The 21,309-nt window shown below is 72.0% G+C and carries 23 protein-coding genes; 16 read left to right on the top strand and 7 right to left on the bottom strand.

All coding sequences use genetic code 11. The annotated features are described in order from the left end of the window. From Q1B24_RS10390 to era, 6 genes are read left to right on the top strand one after another with little or no spacing between them, the layout of a single operon-like run. A complete protein-coding gene (locus Q1B24_RS10390) occupies window positions 1-1,299 on the top strand; it encodes a hemolysin family protein (RefSeq protein WP_299927450.1) in 1,299 nt (432 codons plus the stop codon). A gap of 9 nt (window positions 1,300-1,308) precedes the next feature. Then, window positions 1,309-1,656, top strand: a complete 348-nt coding sequence (locus Q1B24_RS10385; protein ID WP_299927447.1) for a cytidine deaminase — start codon at window positions 1,309-1,311, stop codon at window positions 1,654-1,656. 60 nt (window positions 1,657-1,716) lie between these two features. Further along, window positions 1,717-3,090, top strand: coding sequence for an FAD-binding oxidoreductase (locus Q1B24_RS10380; RefSeq protein WP_299927444.1), 1,374 nt, complete (start codon window positions 1,717-1,719; stop codon window positions 3,088-3,090). Beyond that, window positions 3,087-4,394, top strand: coding sequence for a class I SAM-dependent methyltransferase (locus Q1B24_RS10375; protein ID WP_299927441.1), 1,308 nt, complete (start codon window positions 3,087-3,089; stop codon window positions 4,392-4,394). Before Q1B24_RS10380 ends, Q1B24_RS10375 begins: the two co-directional genes overlap by 4 nt. 20 nt (window positions 4,395-4,414) lie before the next feature. After that, window positions 4,415-5,191 (top strand): siderophore-interacting protein, encoded by a 777-nt coding sequence (locus tag Q1B24_RS10370; protein WP_299927438.1) that lies wholly within the window; start codon window positions 4,415-4,417, stop codon window positions 5,189-5,191. Beyond that, the gene (gene era / locus Q1B24_RS10365; RefSeq protein WP_299927435.1) at window positions 5,184-6,191 is read left to right on the top strand and encodes a GTPase Era; all 1,008 of its coding nucleotides are present in this window, start codon (window positions 5,184-5,186) and stop codon (window positions 6,189-6,191) included. The genes Q1B24_RS10370 and era overlap by 8 nt, the downstream gene beginning before the upstream one ends. A gap of 3 nt (window positions 6,192-6,194) precedes the next feature. Here the strand turns inward: era and Q1B24_RS10360 are convergent, their stop codons facing one another. Genes Q1B24_RS10360 through Q1B24_RS10350 form a run of 3 tightly spaced genes read right to left on the bottom strand, consistent with a single transcriptional unit; the run spans window position 6,195 to window position 8,449 of the window. Further along, window positions 6,195-7,133 (bottom strand): L-lactate dehydrogenase, encoded by a 939-nt coding sequence (locus Q1B24_RS10360; RefSeq protein WP_299927432.1) that lies wholly within the window; start codon window positions 7,131-7,133, stop codon window positions 6,195-6,197. A gap of 24 nt (window positions 7,134-7,157) precedes the next feature. Next, on the bottom strand, window positions 7,158-7,967 hold the full coding sequence (locus Q1B24_RS10355; protein ID WP_299927429.1) for a septum formation family protein: 810 nt from the start codon (window positions 7,965-7,967) through the stop codon (window positions 7,158-7,160). Continuing rightward, complete coding sequence (locus tag Q1B24_RS10350; RefSeq protein ID WP_299927426.1) at window positions 7,964-8,449, bottom strand: NAD(P)H-dependent oxidoreductase; 486 nt, start codon at window positions 8,447-8,449, stop codon at window positions 7,964-7,966. The genes Q1B24_RS10355 and Q1B24_RS10350 overlap by 4 nt, the downstream gene beginning before the upstream one ends. A gap of 46 nt (window positions 8,450-8,495) precedes the next feature. Between Q1B24_RS10350 and Q1B24_RS10345 the strand changes: the two genes are divergently transcribed. The 6 genes from Q1B24_RS10345 (at window position 8,496) to Q1B24_RS10320 (ending at window position 14,232) form a co-directional block, all read left to right on the top strand. Continuing rightward, the gene (locus Q1B24_RS10345) at window positions 8,496-9,254 is read left to right on the top strand and encodes a class I SAM-dependent methyltransferase (protein WP_299927423.1); all 759 of its coding nucleotides are present in this window, start codon (window positions 8,496-8,498) and stop codon (window positions 9,252-9,254) included. Window positions 9,255-9,424: 170 nt separating this feature from the next. After that, window positions 9,425-11,194, top strand: a complete 1,770-nt coding sequence (leuA, locus tag Q1B24_RS10340) for a 2-isopropylmalate synthase (protein WP_299927421.1) — start codon at window positions 9,425-9,427, stop codon at window positions 11,192-11,194. A 25-nt stretch (window positions 11,195-11,219) separates the two neighbouring features. Next, complete coding sequence (locus Q1B24_RS10335; RefSeq protein ID WP_299927418.1) at window positions 11,220-12,086, top strand: alpha/beta fold hydrolase; 867 nt, start codon at window positions 11,220-11,222, stop codon at window positions 12,084-12,086. Between the two features lie 54 nt (window positions 12,087-12,140). Then, entirely contained in the window at window positions 12,141-12,869 is a 729-nt protein-coding gene (gene recO, locus Q1B24_RS10330) for a DNA repair protein RecO (RefSeq protein ID WP_299927415.1), read from the top strand. Between the two features lie 177 nt (window positions 12,870-13,046). Continuing rightward, entirely contained in the window at window positions 13,047-13,388 is a 342-nt protein-coding gene (locus Q1B24_RS10325) for a hypothetical protein (RefSeq protein WP_299927413.1), read from the top strand. Between the two features lie 52 nt (window positions 13,389-13,440). Further along, entirely contained in the window at window positions 13,441-14,232 is a 792-nt protein-coding gene (locus Q1B24_RS10320; RefSeq protein ID WP_299927410.1) for an isoprenyl transferase, read from the top strand. A 2-nt stretch (window positions 14,233-14,234) separates the two neighbouring features. Here the strand turns inward: Q1B24_RS10320 and Q1B24_RS10315 are convergent, their stop codons facing one another. From Q1B24_RS10315 to Q1B24_RS10300, 4 genes are read right to left on the bottom strand one after another with little or no spacing between them, the layout of a single operon-like run. Then, complete coding sequence (locus Q1B24_RS10315) at window positions 14,235-14,642, bottom strand: Fur family transcriptional regulator (protein ID WP_299927407.1); 408 nt, start codon at window positions 14,640-14,642, stop codon at window positions 14,235-14,237. Next, window positions 14,629-15,624, bottom strand: coding sequence for a metal ABC transporter permease (locus tag Q1B24_RS10310; protein WP_299928067.1), 996 nt, complete (start codon window positions 15,622-15,624; stop codon window positions 14,629-14,631). Before Q1B24_RS10310 ends, Q1B24_RS10315 begins: the two co-directional genes overlap by 14 nt. A gap of 5 nt (window positions 15,625-15,629) precedes the next feature. Further along, window positions 15,630-16,439 carry an ABC transporter ATP-binding protein gene (locus Q1B24_RS10305; RefSeq protein ID WP_299927404.1) on the bottom strand — a complete coding sequence of 270 codons (810 nt, stop codon included), beginning with the start codon at window positions 16,437-16,439 and terminating at the stop codon, window positions 15,630-15,632. Continuing rightward, the gene (locus Q1B24_RS10300; RefSeq protein WP_299927401.1) at window positions 16,436-17,359 is read right to left on the bottom strand and encodes a metal ABC transporter substrate-binding protein; all 924 of its coding nucleotides are present in this window, start codon (window positions 17,357-17,359) and stop codon (window positions 16,436-16,438) included. Before Q1B24_RS10300 ends, Q1B24_RS10305 begins: the two co-directional genes overlap by 4 nt. 59 nt (window positions 17,360-17,418) lie before the next feature. Here Q1B24_RS10300 and Q1B24_RS10295 point away from each other — a divergent pair, with 59 nt between their 5' ends. The 4 genes from Q1B24_RS10295 (at window position 17,419) to dusB (ending at window position 21,059) form a co-directional block, all read left to right on the top strand. Further along, window positions 17,419-17,760 (top strand): antibiotic biosynthesis monooxygenase family protein, encoded by a 342-nt coding sequence (locus Q1B24_RS10295; RefSeq protein WP_299927399.1) that lies wholly within the window; start codon window positions 17,419-17,421, stop codon window positions 17,758-17,760. A 63-nt stretch (window positions 17,761-17,823) separates the two neighbouring features. After that, window positions 17,824-19,224 carry a glycine--tRNA ligase gene (locus Q1B24_RS10290; RefSeq protein WP_299927396.1) on the top strand — a complete coding sequence of 467 codons (1,401 nt, stop codon included), beginning with the start codon at window positions 17,824-17,826 and terminating at the stop codon, window positions 19,222-19,224. Between the two features lie 25 nt (window positions 19,225-19,249). Beyond that, window positions 19,250-19,882 (top strand): hypothetical protein, encoded by a 633-nt coding sequence (locus Q1B24_RS10285; RefSeq protein ID WP_299927393.1) that lies wholly within the window; start codon window positions 19,250-19,252, stop codon window positions 19,880-19,882. Between the two features lie 37 nt (window positions 19,883-19,919). After that, window positions 19,920-21,059: a tRNA dihydrouridine synthase DusB gene (gene dusB / locus Q1B24_RS10280; protein WP_299927390.1), complete on the top strand. Its 1,140-nt coding sequence runs from the start codon at window positions 19,920-19,922 to the stop codon at window positions 21,057-21,059. The last annotated feature ends 250 nt before the right edge of the window (window positions 21,060-21,309 follow it).

The raw sequence follows: 21,309 nt of genomic DNA, 5'->3' as shown, positions 1-21,309 counted from the left end.
ATGACCGCTGACATCTGGCAGCTCGGCTCAGCCGCTCTGCTGGTCGTCCTGGCCGGCCTCTTCTCGGCCGCCGACGCCGCCCTGGGTGGCTTCTCGCGTGCCCGCGCGGAGGAGCTGAAGGCGGAGGGCCGCCCAGGAGCGGCGCGACTGGTGAAGCTGCTCGACGACCCCGCGCGCTACCTCAACACCGCCCTCCTGATGCGCCTGCTGTGCGAGATCAGCGCGATCGTGCTGGTCGCCACGTGGGCGCGCGACGCCTACCAGGGCTCGCCCGTCCCGACGTTCCTGACCACCATCGGCGTGATGCTGGTGGTGTCGTTCGTCGTGATCGGCGTCGCGCCACGCACCATCGGCCGCCAGCACGACGTACGCGTGGCGCTGGCGTCGGCCGGCCCGATCTCCCTCGTCACGACCGTCCTCGGCCCGATCCCCGCGCTGCTCATCCTCCTCGGCAACGCCATCACGCCCGGCAAGGGCTTCAGCGAGGGCCCGTTCTCCACCGAGACCGAGCTGCGCGAGCTCGTCGACATGGCCGAGGCGGGCGCGATCATCGAGTCCGGTGAGCGCCGGATGATCCACTCGGTCTTCGAGCTCGGCGACACGATCACCCGCGAGGTGATGGTCCCGCGCCCCGACGTCGTCTACGTCGAGCGCCACAAGAACCTGCGCCAGACGCTGTCGCTCTTCCTGCGCAGCGGCTACTCCCGGATCCCGGTGATCGACGAGAACCTCGACGACATCGTCGGCATGGCCTACCTCAAGGACATCGTGCGCCGCGACTTCGAGGCCCCCGACGTCGAGTTCACCCAGCGCGTCGACGAGGTGATGCGCCCGGTGCACTACGTCCCCGACTCCAAGCCGGTCGACGCCCTGCTCACCGAGCTGCAGGCCCGACGCCAGCACATCGCGGTGGTGGTCGACGAGTACGGCGGCACCGCCGGGTTGGTGACGATCGAGGACGTCCTGGAGGAGATCGTCGGCGAGATCACCGACGAGTACGACGCCGAGGAGGTCGAGGTCGAGCACCTCGACGGCGGCGCCATCCGGGTGTCCTCGCGCTACCCGGTCGACGACCTCGACGAGCTGGTGGGCTTCGACGTCGAGGACGACGACGTGGACAGCGTCGGCGGGCTGATGGCCAAGCACCTCGGCAAGGTCCCGATCCCCAGCTCCGTCGTGGAGTGCCACGGCCTGCGGCTGGAGGCCGAGCGCGCCACCGGGCGCCGCAACAAGATCGGGACCGTGCTGGTGACGGTGCTCGACCCGGCGTCCGACGAGTCCCACGACGACCCGCTCTAGGGTTCTCGCATGAGCACCCACGACGACGCTGCCGGCCCCAGCGCCGAGGACGCCAAGCTGGTCACCCTGGCCCGCGCGACCCGCGCCCGCGCCCGCGCCGACGAGGGGGCGGCGGTGCGCGACCTCGACGGACGCACCTACGCCGCCGCCAGCGTGCGCCTGGCGCACCTCGACCTGTCCGCGCTCGAGGTGTGCGTGGCCATGGCCGTCTCGTCCGGTTCGGCCGGCCTCGAGGCAGCCGTGGTGCTCACCGACACCGAGCCCGTCCTCGACGCGGTGCACGACTTCGCCGGATCCGGCGTGCCGGTGCACGTCGGCGACCAGCGCGGCACGATCACCCGCTCGACCACGACCTGACGGCGCCACTGGTCCAGTGATGTGCTCGCGCGCGCGGGCCGGGATCGCTAGCGTGGAGGGGTGCGCACGACTGTCGGTCGAGAGCAGCATGCTGTCGGGGAGGCACGGCTCAGGGAGTCCTACGCCGCCCTACCTGCCGACGCCCCCGTGCGGCTGGCCAAGCGCACCAGCAACCTCTTCCGTGGCCGCGCGGCCTCCGCGGCCGGCCTCGACGTCTCCGGGCTGACGGGCGTCATCGAGGTCGACGGCGACGTCGCAGAGGTGCAGGGGATGTGCACCTACGAGCACCTCGTCGAGGTGACGCTCGCGCACGGGCGGATCCCGCTCGTCGTGCCGCAGCTCAGGACGATCACGCTCGGCGGCGCGGTCAGCGGGCTCGGCATCGAGTCGACCAGCTTCCGCAACGGCCTGCCGCACGAGTCCGTGCTCGAGATGGATGTGCTCACCGGGGCCGGCGAGATCGTCACGACCAAACCGGGCGACGACCTCTTCGACGCCTTCCCCAACTCCTACGGCTCGCTCGGCTACGCCACCCGGCTGCGCATCGAGCTCGAGCAGGTGCCGTCGTACGTCGCCCTCCGCCACGTCCGCCTCCCCGACGCCGCCGCGCTCGCCGAGGCCGTCACCCGCGTGGTCGAGGAGCGGTCCTGGTCGGGGGAGCGGGTCGACGCGGTGGACGGCGTCGCCTTCGCGCCCGACGAGCTCTACCTCACGCTGGCCCGCTGGACCGACGAGCCGGGCCCGACCAGCGACTACACCGGGCAGCAGGTCTTCTACCGCTCGCTGCAGCAGCGTGCCACCGACCGGCTCACGATGCACGACTACCTCTGGCGCTGGGACACCGACTGGTTCTGGTGCTCGCGGGCCTTCGGGGCCCAGCACCCCCTCGTCCGGAGGATCTGGCCGCGACGGCTGCGTCGCTCCGACGTCTACTGGAAGCTCGTCGCCCTCGACCGCCGCCTCGGCGTCGCGGACCGGCTCGACCGCCGCGCCGGCCGCCCGCAGGGCGAGCGCGTCGTGCAGGACGTCGAGGTGCCCGTCGAGCGGATGCCGGAGTTCCTGGCCTGGTTCGACCGCGAGGTCGGCATGCGCCCGGTGTGGCTGTGCCCACTGCGGCTGCGCCGCGCGGGGGACGCGCCCGGCGACCGGCGGTGGCCCGGCTACCCGCTCAGCGCCGCGACGACCTACGTCAACGTCGGGTTCTGGGGCATCGTCAACGTCGGCCCGGACGCACCCACGTCGCCGCGCAACCGCGCGATCGAGGCCAAGGTGTCCGAGCTCGGCGGACACAAGAGCCTCTACTCGGAGGCCTTCTACGCGCCCGACGAGTTCGACCGGCTCTACGGCGGCCCCCACCTGGCGCGGGTCAAGGCCGCCCACGACCCCGGCGACCGGCTGACGTCCCTCTACGACAAGGTGGTGCAACGACGATGACCCTCCACACGGACCCCGGCTCCGGCCGCGGCGCGGCAGCACGCCTGACGATCGGCGCCGCGATGGACTCGCTGGTGAGGGGCGGACTGCCGCTGCACTTCTCGGCCTACGACGGCAGCAGCGCAGGCCCTCCCGACGCGCCCGTGGGGATGCAGCTGCACAACGCGCGCGGGCTCGCCTACCTGATGACGGCTCCCGGCGACCTCGGCATGGTGCGCGCCTACGTCCGCGGCGACCTCAGCCTGTCGGGGGTCCACCCCGGCGACCCCTACGACGCCCTCGTGCTGCTGAAGGACCACACGAAGTTCCGCGTGCCGGCGCCGTCCGAGGTGGTGAACATCGCCCGCAGCCTCGGGCTCTCCCACCTGCGCCCACCCGCCCCGCCGCCCCAGGAGCACCTGCCCCGCTGGCGGCGCGCGATGGAGGGACTGCGGCACTCGATGACGCGCGACGCCGAGGTCATCTCCCACCACTACGACGTGTCCAACCGGTTCTACGAGCTGGTGCTCGGGCCGTCGATGGCCTACACCTGTGCGCTCTACGAGGCCCCGGACCTGACGCTCGAGGAGGCCCAGGCCGCGAAGTTCGACCTGGTGTGCCGCAAGCTCGACCTCCGCCCCGGTCAGCGGCTGCTCGACGTCGGCTGCGGCTGGGGCACGATGGTGCGCCACGCCGCCCGGGAGCACGGCGTACGCGCGCTGGGCGTGACGCTGTCGCTCGAGCAGGCCCAGTGGGCCACGGAGGCGATCGAGCGCGAGGGACTCGCCCACCTCGCCGAGGTGCGCCACCTCGACTACCGCGACGTCTCGGAGTCCGGCTTCGACGCCGTCAGCTCGATCGGGCTCACCGAGCACATCGGTGTGCGCAACTACCCCGCCTACTTCCGCCACCTCCGCGACCGGCTCAGGCCGGGCGGTCGCCTGCTCAACCACTCCATCACCCGGCGGCACAACCGGCGCCAGGAGACGGGGCACTTCATCGACCGCTACGTCTTCCCCGACGGGGAGCTCACCGGCTCGGGCACGATCATCGGCGCCGCGCAGGACCAGGACCTCGAGGTGCAGCACAGCGAGAACCTGCGCCTGCACTACGCCGCCACGTTGCGCGACTGGAACCGCAACCTGGTCGAGCACTGGGACGAGTGCGTGGCCGAGGTCGGCGAGGGGACCGCGCGGGTGTGGGGGCTCTACATCGCCGGCTCGCGCGTCGGATTCGAGCGCGACGAGGTCGAGCTGCACCAGGTGCTCGCGACCCGCAACCACGACGACGGCCGTTCCGACTTCCCGATGCGTCCCGACTGGTGAGCCACCGATAGCCTCGACGGGTGAGCACCCGTGCAGCCCAGTTCCAGGCGACCGTGCGTCGCCGCGAACCGCTCTCGGACCACCTCGTCCGCCTCGTGCTCGACGACCTCGACGGCTTCACCTCGACCGGCGTCCCCGACGAGTGGGTCGGCCTCGTCGTGCCCGGCCAGTTCCAGAGCCGTTACTACACCGTGCGGTCCTTCCGGGACGGCGAGCTGACCCTCGACGTCGTGGTCCACGACGTCGGCCTGGTCACCGAGTGGGCGACGCGCGACTGCGTCGGCGACACCGTCACCGTCACCGAGCCCAAGGCGTCCTTCGCGCCGCCGCCCGGGGCGCGCTGGCTCCTGCTGGTCGGCGACCTGACGGCCATGCCGGCGATGGCCCGCATCGCCGAGACCCGCCCCGACCTGACGACGTACGTCATGGCGGAGGTGCCCGACGACCTGACCGGCTACCTGCCGTCCGGCGTCGACGTGACCTGGCTGGCCCCACCCGCGCCCGGGCAGAGCGCGCTGGCCACGGTCGTCGAGGGCATCGAGTGGCCCGAGGGTGAGGGCTACTTCTGGATGGCGGGGGAGTCCGCCCAGATGCGCGCGATCCGCAAGCACCTCATGCGCGAGGTCGGGCTGCCGTCCAGCCACTACGACGTGATGGGCTACTGGCGCGCCACCGCCGCCCGGCAGCCCCGGGCCGTCGACCCCGGACCGGTCTGGCGCGCGGGCAAGGCGGCAGGCAAGACTGACGAGCAGATCTGGGCCGACTACGACGCTGCCAGGGAGACGACCGATGGCTGACCACGACGACGAGCTTGACGACGAGCTCGACGAGGACTTCGACCTCTCCGGAGTCGCGCCGGCGGGCGCCTTCTACGAGGCGCCCGAGGGCTACCGCAGCGGGTTCGCGTCGTTCGTCGGCCGACCGAACGCCGGCAAGTCGACCCTGACCAACGCGCTCGTGGGCCAGAAGATCGTCATCACGTCCTCCAAGCCGCAGACCACCCGCAACGTGGTGCGCGGCATCGTGCACCGCGACGACGCCCAGCTGATCCTGGTCGACACCCCGGGCCTGCACCGCCCGCGCACGCTGCTGGGCGAGCGCCTCAACGACCTGGTGCGGACGACCTGGGCCGAGGTCGACGTCGTCGCCGTCTGCTTCCCGGCCAACGAGAAGATCGGTCCCGGTGACCGGTTCATCGTCACCGAGCTCGGCAAGGTGCGCCGCACGGTGCGCATCGCGGTCGCCACCAAGACCGACCTGGTCACCCCCGAACAGCTGGCGAACCACCTCATGGACATCGCCGCCCTCGGCGAGGAGACCGGCACCGAGTGGGCCGAGATCGTGCCCGTGTCCGCGGTGGCGGGCGACCAGGTCGGCCTGCTCGCCGACCTCCTCGTCGGCCTGCTGCCGGAGGGGCCGCCGCTCTACCCCGACGGCGACCTGACCGACGCGCCGGAGGAGGCGCTCGCTGCTGACCTGATCCGCGAGGCCGCCCTCGAGGGCGTCCGCGACGAGCTGCCGCACTCGATCGCCGTGGTGGTCGAGGAGATGGGACTGCGCGAGGGGCGTCCCGACGACAAGCCCCTGCTCGACATCGTCGCCAACCTCTACGTCGAGCGCGACTCCCAGAAGGGCATCATGATCGGCCACAAGGGCTCGCGCCTGCGTTCGGTCGGCACCGCCGCCCGCAAGCAGATCGAGGCCCTGCTGGGCACGCCGGTCTACCTCGACCTGCAGGTCAAGATCGCCAAGGACTGGCAGCGCGACCCGCGCCAGCTGCGCAAGCTCGGTTTCTGAGGCTCAGAGGCCCAGGCTCCGCGCGGTCGAGCGCACCGCCTCCGCCGACGCCGCCAGCCGGTCCCGCTCGTCCGGGCTGAGGGGCGTGGCGAGCACGCTCTCGACCCCGGACCGGCCGACGACCGACGGCATCGAGAGGCACACCCCGGAGAGCCCGTGCACCCCGTCGAGTCGCGAGGTGACAGGCAGGACGCGGTGCTCGTCGTGGAGGACCGCCTCGAGCATCCGGGACACCGAGAGGCCGATCGCCAGGCTGGTGGCGCCCTTTCCCGCGATGATCTCGTACGCCGCGGTGACCACCCGTTCGTGGATCCGGGCACGGGCGTCGGCATCGAGGCGGCCGACGCCGGGCGCCTCCCAGTCCTCGACCGGCACGCCACCGATCGTGGCGGTGGACCAGAGCGGCACCTCGGAGTCGCCGTGCTCGCCGGCGATGTAGGCGTGGACGTTCTGCACGGCCACGTGGGTGTGCTCGGCGATGAGGAACCGCAGCCGCGAGGAGTCGAGGACCGTGCCGGACCCGAACACGCGGTTGCTGGGCAACCCGGAGAACTCCAGGGCGGCCATGGTCACCACGTCGACCGGGTTGGTCACGACGAGCAGCAGCGCCTCGGGAGCCAGGGTGACGAGCGCCGGCACGAGGTCGCGGCACATCGCGACGTTGGCGGCGGCGAGGTCGAGTCGGCTCTGGCCGGGGTCCTGCTTGGCGCCGGCCGTGATGACGACGACGTCCGCGCCTGCGCAGACGGCGAGGTCGTCGCTGCCGGTGATCTCGGCCATCGGGGTGAACTGCATCCCGTGGTTGAGGTCGAGCACCTCGGCCCGCACCTTCTGGGCGTTGAGGTCGAACAGGGCGAGCTGGCGGCACACGCCACGGATCTGGGCTGCGTAGGCGATGGCCGTTCCCACGGCACCTGCACCGACGATCGCGACCTTCGACATGGACCCACTCTGGCAGGTCGAGGGTCAGGCCGGCACCCAGCAGATCCCGTAGCGCTGCCCGGCCTCCCACTGATCGCGCGTCGGGCTCTCCTGCGACCAGGTGAAGTCGAGCGGGTCGTCGGTGGCGTCCGCGGCGACGTCGCGGCAGACCGGGTCCATCCGTGCCGCGACCGCGTCGCGGGCAGGCAGCCTGCGGCCCGGGATGTCCACGGTCGCCGCCGCCCGCCACGCGTGCTTCGCGCCGCACGTCACCCGCCGGAACCCGGGGGTGCCGGGCGCGGCGGTCGCGCACATCGCGGGGCCGCCCCATCCCTTCGTCCGCCGCGGCAGCCGCAGCAGGGTGCCAGGGGAAGCCACGGCCACGATGTCGCAGCGGAACCAGTCGGCCCCGGCCTCCGCCCGCGCGGGGCTCGGGCTGAACCAGACGGCCCGCACCATGCTGAGCCTCAGCTCGCGGGGCGTACGTCCGAGGTGCTTCGTCAGCCGGGTGGTGCAGGCCCGGCTCATCTGCCGCTGCGCGGCCTGCGAGTCCACCCGACGGGTGAAGCCGGACTTGGTGGTGAGGTCGAGCCGGCCGACGAAGTAGGTCTGGGCCGTGTGGGGTCGGCGGCACGCGACCGGTGCCGTGCGGCCCACCACGGCGACCGCCTGGCGCAGGGACAGGTCGTGGCACTCGCCCACCTCCGGCGTCGGTCCCGGGTCCGGGGGAGCGGTCGCGGCCGGGACGGGCGTCGATGAGGGGGACGTGGTCGGGTCGTCCGCGGGTGCGTCCGGAGCCGAGGTGCAGGCCGACAGCACCGCGGCCGCGGCCACCACGGCGAGGAGCCGCCTCATCCCATCACCAGCGCCGCGAGCGTGCCGCCCAGCTCGTACGCCGCTTCGCGGTCCGCCTCGCCCACGTCGCCCAGCACCTCGAGGACCGGTGCGCTCTGGCGCCAGGCGAGCGCACCGACGATCGACTGGACCGACCGCACCGCGCCGGTGGTGTCGTAGCGCCCGTGGACGTAGAGGCCGAACGGCTTGCGGCCTCCTTCGACGCTCGCGGCCGAGCCGTCGTCGGTGAGCGCGCCCCCGGCCTGGAGGAAGATCGAGTCGAAGAAGTGCTTGAGGGCGCCGCTCATGTAGCCGAAGTTGGCGGGCGTGCCCAGGACGTAGCCGTCCGCGGCCAGCACGTCGTCCGCGTCGGCCTCGAGCGCGGCTCGGACGACCACCTCGACACCCGTGATCGCCTCGTCCGAGGCACCGGCGACGACGGCCTCGGTCAGCGCGGCCACCGACGGCGTCGGCGAGTGGTGGACGATCAACAGGCGCGGCACGGAGCCGAGGCTACTAACCGCTCCGCGAGCGGCGTACCGTCGATGCGTGACGTTCGACGTGGCGGGCGACGCCTACGACCGTTTCATGGGTCGCTACTCGCGGCCCCTGGCCGCGCGCTTCGCCGACTGGCTCGAGGTGGCACCCGGCCAGGAGGCGATCGACGTGGGCTGCGGTCCGGGCGCCCTGACCCGCGTGCTCGTCGAGCGGCTCGGCGCCGGCAGCGTGCGCGCGGTCGACCCCTCGGCGCCCTTCGTCGAGGCGTGCCGCGAGCGCTTCCCCGGCGTCGACGTGCGGCAGGGCGCGGCGGAGTCGCTGCCCTTCGAGGACGCGACCTGCGACGTGGCGGCGGCGTGCCTCGTCGTCCACTTCATGACCGACCCCGTCGCAGGCGTCGGTGAGATGAGGCGGCCCACCCGACCCGGTGGCCGGGTGGGCGCGACCGTGTGGGACCTCGCCGGGTCGCGGGCGCCGATGTGGCCTCTGTGGGAAGCGGTCGCCGAGCTCGAGCCCCAGCACCCGGGCGAGCGGGGGTTTCCGGGTGGCTCACGCACCGGCCTCGTCGAGATCCTCGAGGCCGCCGGCCTCCGTGACGTGGAGTCGGCGGAGGTCGAGGTGACGGTGTCCCACCCCAGCTTCGAGGAGTGGTGGGAGCCCTACCTCCACGGCGTCGGCCCGGCCGGCGACGCGGTCGCCGCGCTGGGACCCGACGGGCGCCGTCGGCTCGAGGAGGTGCTGCGCCGTCGCCTCGGCGACGGGCCGTTCGACCTGTCGGCGGTGGCGTACGCGGCCCGCGGCCGCCCCTGAGGGCGTCTCATCCCGCGGGAGCCCGGGACCAGGTCGTGGGGAACGGGGTTATCGTGGTCTCGTCATGATGCGCAGCCTCCTTCTTCGCTGCCGCAACGAGGCCTAGACCCGGCCCCCTCGTTGCGGAGAGTGGTGCGTGCCGGTCGCCCCTTCTGCAGACCGAGGACACCATGACCAACCTGAGCAACACCGCCAACCAGCAGGGCACGAGCCCGATGCCGTTCGCCCGCTACACCCCGTTCGTGCCCGTGGACGTGCCCGACCGCACCTGGCCGACGAAGAAGGTCGAGAAGGCGCCGCGCTGGCTGTCCACCGACCTGCGCGACGGCAACCAGGCGCTCATCGACCCGATGACCCCGGCCCGCAAGCTCACGATGTTCGAGCTGCTGGTCTCGATGGGCTACAAGGAGATCGAGGTCGGCTTCCCCAGCGCCAGCCAGACCGACTTCGACTTCGTGCGCAAGCTGATCGACGAGGACCGCATCCCCGACGACGTACAGATCTCCGTGCTGACGCAGGCCCGTGAGGACCTCATCGAGCGGACCGTGGACTCGCTGGTCGGGGCTCCCCGCGCGACCGTCCACCTCTACAACGCGACCGCTCCGCTGTTCCAGCGCGTCGTCTTCAACGTCACCCCCGACGAGTGCCGCAACATCGCCGTGCGCGGCACCGAGATGGTGATGAAGTACGCCGAGGAGCGCCTCGGCGGCCTCGTCGGCAGCGGGGACTTCGGCTACCAGTACAGCCCGGAGATCTTCACCCAGTCCGACACCGACTTCGCGCTGAGCGTGTGCGAGGCGGTCTCCGACGTCTGGCAGCCCGAGGCCGGCCGCGAGATCGTCCTCAACCTGCCCGCCACCGTCGAGATGTCGACGCCCAACACCTACGCCGACCAGATCGAGTACTTCGGCCGCGGCCTGACCCGGCGCGAGCACTCCGCGATCAGCCTGCACCCGCACAACGACCGCGGCACCGCCGTCGCCGCCACCGAGCTCGGCCTGATGGCCGGCGCCGACCGGGTGGAGGGCTGCCTGTTCGGCCACGGCGAGCGCACCGGCAACGTCGACCTGGTCACGCTGGGCATGAACCTCTTCAGCCAGGGCATCGACCCGCAGGTCGACTTCTCCGACATCGACGAGGTCCGTCGCACCGTCGAGTACTGCACCAACCTGCCGGTCCACCCGCGCCACCCCTACGCGGGCGACCTCGTCTACACCGCCTTCTCCGGCTCTCACCAGGACGCGATCAAGAAGGGCCTGGAGGACCTCGACAAGAAGGCCGCGGCCCTCGGCGTGCCCGTGGGCGAGCTGCCCTGGGAGGCGCCCTACCTGCCCATCGACCCCAAGGACGTCGGCCGCACCTACGAGGCGGTCATCCGCGTCAACAGCCAGTCCGGCAAGGGCGGTGTGGCCTACGTCCTCAAGTCCGAGCACAAGCTCGACCTGCCGCGTCGCGCGCAGATCGAGTTCAGCCGCGTCGTCCAGCAGCGCACCGACACCGACGGCGGGGAGATCACGCCCGAGGAGATCTGGTCGGTGTTCCGCGCGGAGTACCTCGACCGCGAGGCCCCGCTCAAGCTCAACTCCGTCCACACCTCGAGCGCGGCGGGCGAGAAGGACCGGCTCACCGTCGGGGTGTACGTCGATGGCGAGCGGCGCGAGCTGACCGGTGAGGGCAACGGCCCGATCGCCGCCTTCACCAACGCGCTCAACGAGCTCGTCGAGGCCGAGCAGGCGGCGGGCAACCCGGCCTACGCCTCCCGCGGGGAGGTCCGCGTGCTCGACTACCACGAGCACGCGCTGTCGTCGGGCGGCGACGCGATCGCAGCGGCGTACGTCGAGTGCGCGGTGGGGGAGAAGGTCCTGTGGGGCGTGGGGCTCGACGCCAACATCGTGACCGCGTCGCTCAAGGCGGTCATCAGCGCGGTCAACCGCGGCTGACGGGCAACAGCGCTACATTTCGATCATGCTGGTCAGCGAGCGGATCGGACAGTTCTTCGTCGAGTCCGACGGCGGGCGTGACCGGCTGGAGTACACCGAGTACGGCTCCGGCGACGACTGGGTCGTGCTGCTGCACGGCCTGCTCATGCCGCGCCGGATGCAGCAGCCGCTCGCCCGGGCGATGGCCGCGCAGGGGCTGCACGTGGTCACCCTCGACCTGCTGGGCCACGGCCGCTCCGACCAGCCCGCCGACCCGCTGGTCTACTCGATGACGTCGTTCGGCGAGCAGGTGGTCGCGCTGCTCGACCACCTCGGCGCGGAGCAGGCCGTCATCGGCGGCACGTCGCTCGGGGCCAACGTCTCGCTGGAGGTGGCCGTCATCGCCCCCGAGCGGGTCAAGGGGCTCATCGTGGAGATGCCGGTCCTCAACAACGCGCTGGTCGCCGGGATCCTCGCGTTCGTGCCGATCATGCTGGCCGCGCGCTACGTGCCCGTGACGGCCAACAGCCTGCAGCGGCTCTCCCGCTCGGTGCCCCGCGGGATCGTCCCGTTCTGGGTCGGCATCGGCCTCGACACGGTCGACCACCGGGCCGAGTCCATCGCCTCGGTGCTCCACGGCGTGATCTTCGGGAGGCTCGCCCCCTCGCGCAGCCAGCGGCGCCGGATCCAGGCGCCCGTCTTCCTGGTCGGTCACCCGATCGACCCCATCCACCCGTTCGTCGACGCCGACATGCTGGCCGCCGAGCTGCCCAACGTGCGGCTCGAGCGGGCCACCTCGATCCTCGAGTGGCGCTTCCGGCCGGAGCGCCTGACGGCCGCCGCCGCCGACTTCGCGCTCGACTGCTGGCGCGAGCGTCCGGCGACGTCGACGGTCCGCACCCGGAAACGCTGACGCCGCGGCCGCCCGTTCGAGGCCCGGGCGGGGTCGGTGGGGGAGAATGGTGCCGTGCCCCTCTACCGCGACGAGGCGGTCGTGCTCCGCACCCACAAGCTGGGCGAGGCCGATCGCATCATCACCCTGCTGACCCGTCAGCACGGGCGGGTGCGCGCGGTCGCCAAGGGCGTGCGTCGTACGACGTCGCGCTGGGGCTCGCGGCTCGAGCCGTTCACCCACGTCGACCTCCAGCTCGCCGAGGGTCGCAGCCTCGACGTCATCACGCAGGCCGAGACGCTCGACCCGTTCAACGCGCGGCTGGGTCTCGACTACGACCGCTACACCGCCGGCACGGTGATGCTCGAGACGGCCGAACGCCTCGTCACCGAGGAGAAGGAGCCCGCGGTCCAGCAGTTCCTGCTGCTCGTCGGCGGCCTGCGCGCGATGGCCGGCGCCGAGCACCCGGCCAAGCAGGTCCTCGACTCCTACCTGCTCCGCTCGCTGTCCGTCGCCGGCTACGCGCCGTCCTTCGACCACTGCGTGCAGTGCGGCGTCGAGGGACCACACCGCTTCTTCAACCCGTCGGCCGGCGGCGTCCTGTGCGTCTCCGACAAGCTGCCGGGATCGGCCACCCCCGCCTCGGAGACGGTCCTCCTGCTCGGTGCCCTCCTCGTCGGCGACTGGCCCGTCGTCCACGCCGCCGAGCCGCGTCACCTGCGCGAGGCCAGCAACCTCGTCTCGGCCTACCTCGCCTGGCACCTCGAGCGCGGCCTGCGCTCGATGGCCTACGTCGAGCGGTGAGGCGCGCCGTGGGTGTCGCGGGCCTGGACGCGTCCCTCGCCTGACGGCTGACCTCCCGGTCGCCCGGGCAGGCGGCGCCCCGGACAGGAGCCCCGGTCCGGTCCACGGGACGTGTGGGGCACCGACGGCGGACCTTCGGCACTGGGGCCCACCCGCGGGCGGCGGAAGGATGGAGGCATGGATGAGACGTCCGGCAGCCACTCGCGCCGCGGCGCCGGGGCGGCTGCGGGAGCAGCGTGGCAGCTGGCGGTGGTCTCGCTGGCCGTTCTGACGGTCGGCGCCGGGTTGTTCGGAGCCGCCTGGGCGATCGGGGGAGAGGACGCGGTCTCCGACAACTGGGTCGGCATGTCGGTGGTCGTGGCGCTGTTCGCCGGGCTGACCGGGTCGTTCTTGGCGCTGCTCATGGCTGTGTACGCCGGCCTGCGGCGCCATCGGTGGTCGGAGCTCCTGCTGCCGCTGGTGACGTTCCCGGCCGTCGTCGCCGCTGTCGCCCTCCTCGAGGCGTTCGTCTTCGAGTGAGTCGCCTGCTGTCGTGGTCACCGCCGGCGCGGTCCCGCCTACGCTGGGCACCGTGAAGCGACAGGTGAAGCAGCCGACCCCGCACCCGAGCGGCGCGACCCCGCCGCCGGTGCCGCGCGACCTCGTCCCCGAGCACGTCGCGATCATCATGGACGGCAACGGCAGGTGGGCCAAGGAGCGCGGGCTTCCGCGCACCAAGGGCCACGAGCAGGGCGAGCACACGCTCTTCGACGTGGTCGAGGGCGCGATCGAGATCGGCGTGAAGGCGATCTCGGCCTACGCCTTCTCGACGGAGAACTGGTCGCGCTCACCCGACGAGGTGCGCTTCCTGATGGGCTTCAACCGCGACGTGATCCGCCGCCGCCGCGACGAGATGAACGACCTCGGCGTGCGCGTGCGCTGGGCCGGCCGCGCGCCGCGCCTCTGGAAGTCGGTCATCAAGGAGCTGCAGGTCGCCGAGGAGCTGACCAGGGACAACGACGTCCTCACGCTCACGATGTGTGTCAACTACGGCGGCCGCGCCGAGCTCGCCGACGCCGCCCGGGCGATCGGACGCGAGGTGGCGGCCGGCCGCCTCAACCCGGACAAGATCGACGAGAAGGTCTTCGCCCGCCACCTCTACGTGCCCGAGCTGCCCGACGCCGACCTCGTCTGGCGCACGTCGGGGGAGCAGCGGCTGTCCAACTACATGCTGTGGCAGGCGGCCTACAGCGAGATGGTCTTCACCGACGTGCTGTGGCCCGACGTCGACCGACGGCACCTGTGGTCGGCGATCGAGACGTACGCCAGCCGCGACCGGCGCTACGGCGGCGCGGTCCCCAACCAGACGCCCCAGCAGACCTGAGGTCAGCGGCAGGCCGGGCAGGTCCCGAAGATCTCCAGCGTGTGGCTGATGTCGCCATAGCCGTGCTCGGACGCGATCGCGCTCGTCCACCGCTCGACGGCCGGCCCCTCCACCTCCACGGTCGCCCCGCACGTGCGGCACACGAGGTGGTGGTGGTGCGTGTCGGAGCAGCTGCGCCAGATGGCCTCGCCGTCCTCGTTGCGCAGCATGTCGACCTCACCGGCGTCGGCGAGCGTCGCCAGCGTGCGGTAGACGGTGGCGAGCCCCACCGACTCGCCCTGCTGCGAGATGAGGTCGTGGATCTCCTGCGCGCTTCGGAAGTCGTCGAAGCCCGCGAGCGCGGCCGCGACGGCGCGACGCTGGCGGGTGGGACGGACCGACGGGCGCGAGGTGGGGTCAGTGCTCGTCATAGTGCTCTCCGTGTACGGCGTGCCGGTGGCCGTCGTGGACGTAGTCGACGTGGTCCCCGTGGGGCACTGCTGGGTGGCCGCAGTCCTGGCCGTGGTCGTGCGGGTGGTCGTCGGTGGAGCGGTGCGGGGTCGCGTTGACCTCGGGGAACGGCGCCATCAACCGGCTGCGGCGCCGCAGCCACACCCCGAGCGGCCAGGTGGCGGTGAACATCGCCAGGGCGAGCAGGACGATCGTCGGGCCGGGGGCCACGGACACCCGGAAGGACAGCCAGGCGCTGAGGAAGAGGCCGCCGACGGACGCCGCGCAGCCGACCAGCATCGCTCCGAGCAGGGTGGTGCGGAAGGACCGAGCGACCTGCTGCGAGGTCGCGACCGGGACCACCATCAGCGCCGAGACGAGCAGCAGGCCGACCGTACGCATGGCCACGGTGATGCTGACCGCGGCGAGCACCGCGATCAGGAGGTTGTAGCCGCGCACCCTGAGTCCGGCCACGCGGGCGAAGTCGGGGTCGCTCGCGACGGCGAACAGCTGCGGCGAGAGCCCGAGCGCCACGGTGAGCACCACGACGGCCAGCACGGCCGTCGACCACACGTCGGCCGAGGAGATGCTGTTGAGCGAGCCGAACAGGTAGGCCTGCAGCGTCGCGGCGCCCTGCCCGGCGATGCCCGTGATCAGCACGCCGCCGGCGAGGCCGCCGTAGAAGAGCAGCGCGAGCGCGACGTCGCCGTTGGTGTGACCACGCTCGCGGATGAGCTCCATCAGCACGGCGCCCAGCACCGCGACGACGACCGCCGTCCAGGTGGGGGAGGTGCCGGTCAGCAGGCCGAGGGCGACGCCGGTGACCGCGACGTGGCCGATGCCGTCGCCCAGCAGGGCCAGGCGTCGCTGGACGATGAAGGTGCCGATGGCCGGTGCGGCCAGCCCGGTCAGCAGCGCGGCGATGAGCGCGCGCTGCATGAAGCCGAGGGAGAACAGGTCGATGAAGCTCACTGACTGGACCTCCGCTCCCAGTCGAACGGCGACGCGACGTGCGGGGCGTGGTCGTGCCGGGTCGGGACGTCGTGGTCGTCGTGGTGGTGGGTGTGCGACGCCACCTCCTGCGTGAGGGGCGGACCGTCGTAGGCCACCCGGCCGTCGCGCATCACCACGGTCCGGTCGATCAGCGGCATCATCGGGCCGATCTCGTGGGCGACGAGGACGATCGTCGCACCGCTGGCCTTGAGGCGCCCGAGGGCGTCGGCGAGGGCCTGCTGGTGGGGCAGGTCGACGCCGGCGGTGGGTTCGTCGAGGACGAGCAGGTCGGGCTCGCCCGCGAGCGCGCGCGCGATGAGGACGCGCTGCTGCTGGCCGCCCGACAGCTGCGAGACGCCGTACGACGCCCGGTCGGCGAGGCCGACGACGTCGAGCGCGGCCTCCACCGCCCGCCGGTCCGCGGGACCGCTCGGGCGCAACAGGCGCCGGCGTCCGACCCGCCCCGACGCCACGACCTCGCGCACCGTGGCGGGCACCCCGCCCGAGGCGGTCGACCGCTGGGGGACGAAGCCCAGCCGCCGCCAGTCGGTGAAGTCCTCGATCGGCGTCCCGAAGAGCCGTACGTCCCCGCGGGTGTGGGGAAGGAGCCCGGTGACCGCGCGCACCAGCGTTGACTTGCCCGACCCGTTGGGGCCGAGCAGCGTCACCACCTCGCCCGGGCGCACCGTGAGGTCGACGTCGCGCAGGATCGGCCGTCCGCCGATGGCGACGGAGACCCGGTCGAGGACGACGGGTGGTGCGAGGCGGGGGTCGGGCGAGGTCACGAGCAGCCGTTGGCCTGCTGGAGGGCGGTGAGGTTCTCTCGCATGAGGGAAAGGTAGTCCTCGTCGGCCGTGTCGTCCGACAGCCCTTCGATCGGGTCGAGCACCGCGGTCTCGACGCCGAGGTCGTCGGCGAGGGTCTCGGCCATCTTCGGGCTCACCAGCCGCTCGGAGAAGACGGTGGTCACGCCGTCCTGCGTGATGAGCTCCTGGAGGCGGGCCAGGTCCGCGGCCGTCGCCTCGGAGTCGGGGGACAGGCCGGCGATCGGCTCGAACTGCGGGCCGTAGCGCTCGAGGTAGGCGAAGGCCTGGTGGCTGACGACGGTCGTGTCGCGCTCGCAGGTGGCGAGGCCGTCGGTGTACTCCTGGTCGAGCGCCTCGAGCTCGGTGCGCAGCTCGGCGGCGTTGTCGGCGTAGGCCTGCGCGGCGTCGGGATCGACGTCGCCCAGCTCGGTGGCGACCGCGTCGGCGAAGTCTGCGACCAGGAGCGGGTCGAGCCAGAAGTGCGGGTCGCTGCCGCCGTGGTCGTGCTCCTCCTCGGTCTGGCCCTCGTGCTCCGAGGCGTCGGCGGGCAACAGCTCGACCACGTCGGCGGCGTCGAGCACGCGGGCCTCGGCCGTCTCCGCCCCGGCGTCGACGGCGGGCTGGAAGCCGTGCGTGAGGACGACGAGGTCGGCCTCCTCCAGCGCGGCTGTCTGGGCGATGGTGAGCTCGAGGTCGTGTGGCTCCTGGCCGGGCTGGGTGAGGTTGGTGACCTCCCAGTCGTCGCCCGCCACCCGATCGGTCACCCACGCCAGCGGGTAGAACGCCGCGACGGCCGAGCGACCAGTCCCGGCGGCGTCCTCGGACCCGCCGCAGCCGGCAAGGAGGGCGGCAGAGGCGAGGGCGGCGCCAAGGGCGATCGGTCGGGTGACGGACGACATGAGAACGATTCTCACCGCGGTTGAGAACGATTGTCAAACTCGCTGGGTAGGGTGAGCCCGTGCTCGTCGTGACCCGTCTCCGCGCCCCCGGCCCCCACCCTGAATCCGGGGAGGCGGACGGGGAGGAGCTGCGCCGCGGGCTGCTGCAGGCGCTCGGCATCCTCGCCGCCAAGCCCGGGTACGTCGGGGGAGACGTGGGCCGCAACGTCGACGACCCGACGCTGTGGGTGCTCACCACGCGCTGGCAGAACGTCGGCTCCTACCGACGCGCGCTGGGGTCGTACGAGGGCAAGATGCACATCCAGCCGCTGATGGTCCACGCGCTCGACGAGCCCAGTGCCTACGAGGTGGTCGAGGAGGGGACCGACCTCAACGAGCCCCAGCCCCGATCGCTAGGCTGAGCGCTCGTTCGCGCGAGCCGGCAGCCAGCCGGCCCGACCTGCCCACACCTGAGGACCCGCACCGTGCCCAAGCCCGCTCCGACCGCCCTGGACAACGTCGTCTCCCTCGCCAAGCGCCGAGGTTTCGTCTACCCCAGCGGTGACATCTACGGCGGCACCCGCTCGGCGTGGGACTACGGCCCGCTCGGGGTCGAGCTCAAGGAGAACATCAAGCGCCAGTGGTGGAAGTTCATGGTCACCCGCCGCGACGACGTGGTCGGGCTCGACTCGAGCATCATCCTCCCCACCCGCACGTGGGAGGCCTCGGGCCACCTGAGCACCTTCAGCGACCCGCTCGTCGAGTGCCAGTCGTGCCACAAGCGGTTCCGCGAGGACCACCTGCAGGAGGACCACGCCGCCAAGAAGGGCATCGACGACCCCGACACGGTCGACATCAACGAGTCGGTCGCCTGCCCCAACTGCGGCACGCGCAACGCGTGGACCGAGCCGCGCAACTTCAACATGATGCTCAAGACCTACCTCGGCGTGATCGAGGACGAGTCCGGCCTGCACTACCTCCGGCCCGAGACAGCGCAGGGCATCTTCCTCAACTTCGCCAACGTGGTGACCTCGAGCCGACAGAAGCCGCCCTTCGGCATCGCCCAGATGGGCAAGAGCTTCCGCAACGAGATCACGCCCGGCAACTTCATCTTCCGCACCCGCGAGTTCGAGCAGATGGAGATGGAGTTCTTCGTCAAGCCGGGCGAGGACGAGGAGTGGTTCCGCTACTGGATCGAGGAGCGCACCCGCTGGTACGTCGACCTCGGCATCAACCCCGACAACCTGCGCCACTACGAGCACCCGCAGGAGAAGCTGTCCCACTACTCCAAGGGCACGACCGACATCGAGTACCGCTTCGGGTTCTCCGGCCGTGACTTCGAGGAGCTCGAGGGCGTCGCCAACCGCACCGACTTCGACCTCAAGCAGCACAGCGAGTTCTCCGGCAAGGACCTGTCCTTCTACGACCAGGCCGCCGACGAGCGCTACCTGCCCTACGTCATCGAGCCCGCGGCCGGCCTCACCCGCTCGCTGATGGCGTTCCTCATCGACGCCTACACCGAGGACGAGGCCCCCAACACCAAGGGCGGCGTCGACAAGCGCGTCGTGCTCAAGCTCGACCCGCGCCTCGCGCCCGTCAAGGTCGCGGTGCTGCCGCTGAGCCGCAACGCCGACCTGTCGCCCAAGGCCAAGGCCCTTGCCGCCGAGCTGCGTGAGAACTGGAACGTCGACTTCGACGACTCCGGCGCCATCGGCCGCCGCTACCGCCGCCAGGACGAGATCGGTACGCCGTTCTGCGTCACCGTCGACTTCGAGACCCTCGACGACGACGCGGTCACCGTGCGCGAGCGCGACACGATGCACCAGGAGCGGGTCGGCCTCGACGGCATCAGCGCCTACTTCGCCCAGAAGCTGCTCGGCTGCTGACGCCGCGGCGTGCCACCATGGCGGCATGCTGCGCTCGGTGGTCTTCGCGACCTTCCTCGCGACGGGCCTGGCTGCGGCGCTGGCGGCCTGCGGCGGCGGTGACGCGGAGCCACGTCCGGCGCCACCACGTCCGGCGCCGGCTGCGGCGGAGGAGCCCGACGGGGTGAACGCCACCGAGCCCGGGACGGCCCTGGAGCACGGCGACGAAGCCACGCTCGTGTGGAAGCCCGCCAGCGACCTCACCGGCGCGCTCGACCTGACGGTGGAGACCGTGCAGGAGCGGCGGGCATCCGTCTTCGACGGTTGGGCGCTCGGCGACTCGATGCAGGAAGCCCGTCCCTACTTCGTCAGCGTGGCGGTGACCAACGTCGGTGGGACCGACCTCGCCGGACAGGCCGTCCCGCTCTACCTCCGCGACGACCGGGGGAGACTGGGGGCACCCTGGACCGTGGGTGGCGACTTCACGCCCTGCCAGAGCGGACCGCTGCCGGAGCCGTTCGAGGCCGGAGCGAGCGCGGAGATGTGCCTGGTCTACCTCGCGCCGGACGGTGCTCGCATCGAGGACATGGTCTTCGAGCCCACCGAGGGCTACGACCCCATCACCTGGGCCGGCGACGTGTCGGGTCCGCCCAGGGTCCGCCAGGGCCCCGGACGGTGATTTGGGCCGACTCTCCCGGGGGCTCGACAATGGAGCCATGACCGTCGTGCCCGACTCCCTCACCCTGGGCTCGCTGCGCGTCGACACCCCGGTCGTCCTCGCGCCGATGGCCGGCATCACCAACGCTGCCTACCGCCGCCTCTGCGCCGAGCAGGGCGCGGGCCTCTACGTCTGCGAGATGATCACCAGCCGCGGCCTCGTCGAGGGCGACGAGACCACGAAGAAGATGCTGGTCTTCGACGAGCTGGAGTCGGTGCGCTCCGTGCAGCTCTACGGCACCGACCCCGTCTACATCGGCAAGGCGGTCGAGATCCTCTGCGCCGACCACGGCGTCGCCCACGTCGACCTCAACTTCGGCTGCCCGGTGCCCAAGGTCACGCGCAAGGGCGGCGGGGGAGCCCTCCCGTGGAAGCGGGGGCTCCTCGGCGAGGTTCTCGAGCACGCGGTCGCCGCCGCAGCGCCGTACGACGTCCCGGTGACGATGAAGACCCGCAAGGGCCTCGACGACGACCACCTGACGTACCTCGACGCCGGGCGCATCGCCCAGGAGAGCGGCGTCGCCGCGATCGCCCTGCACGGACGCACGGTCCAGCAGGCCTACTCCGGTGAGGCCGACTGGGACGCCATCGCGGCCCTCGTCGACCACGTCGACATCCCCGTCCTCGGCAACGGCGACATCTGGGAGGCGTCCGACGCCCTGCGCATGGTCGAGCAGACCGGCGCTGCCGGTGTGGTCGTCGGTCGCGGCTGCCTCGGTCGGCCGTGGCTGTTCCGCGACCTGGCCGCGGCCTTCCACGGGGAGGACGTCGCCACGCTGCCGACCCTCGGCGAGGTGAAGGCCATGATGCGCCGCCACGCCGAGCTGCTCTCCGAACACATGGGCGAGGAGCGCGGCTGCAAGGAGTTCCGCAAGCACATCACCTGGTACCTCAAGGGCTTCCCGGCGGGTGGCGAGCTGCGCCACCAGCTGGCCCTCGTCGACTCCCTGGCCTCCCTCGACGAGCTCCTGGCCGGGCTCGACGACGACGCGCCGTTCCCCGAGCGCGAGCTCGGCACCCCGCGCGGGCGGCAGGGCGCCCCGCGCAAGAAGGTCGTGCTCCCCGAGGGGTGGCTCGACGACACCGACGGCCGGGGCGCACACCTGCGCGAGGACGTCGACGAGACCACCGGAGGCTGAGCGGCACGCCGCGCGTCGTCCGCAGGTATCCGTCGTCGGGTGAGCCGGAACACGCCGAAATTTACCGGGGGAGATTGGGACAGGCCGAGAATCCTGTGCTTCACTCGTGGATCGCGTCGACGTGGGCATGAGTTCTTCCCCCGTTTCCGGGCTCGTGGTTCGGCGCAACGTCCCCCGACAGCAACCGCAAAGGATCAGCGCTGTGGCTCAGCATCGCCACAAGCGGGAAGCCCCTGCTACCACCCCCCGT

This window comes from uncultured Nocardioides sp., from assembly GCF_947488025.1.
GTDB lineage: Bacteria > Actinomycetota > Actinomycetes > Propionibacteriales > Nocardioidaceae > Nocardioides.
Note: the sequence above shows the minus strand (reverse complement) of the source record. Positions and strands in the feature narration are given on the sequence as shown.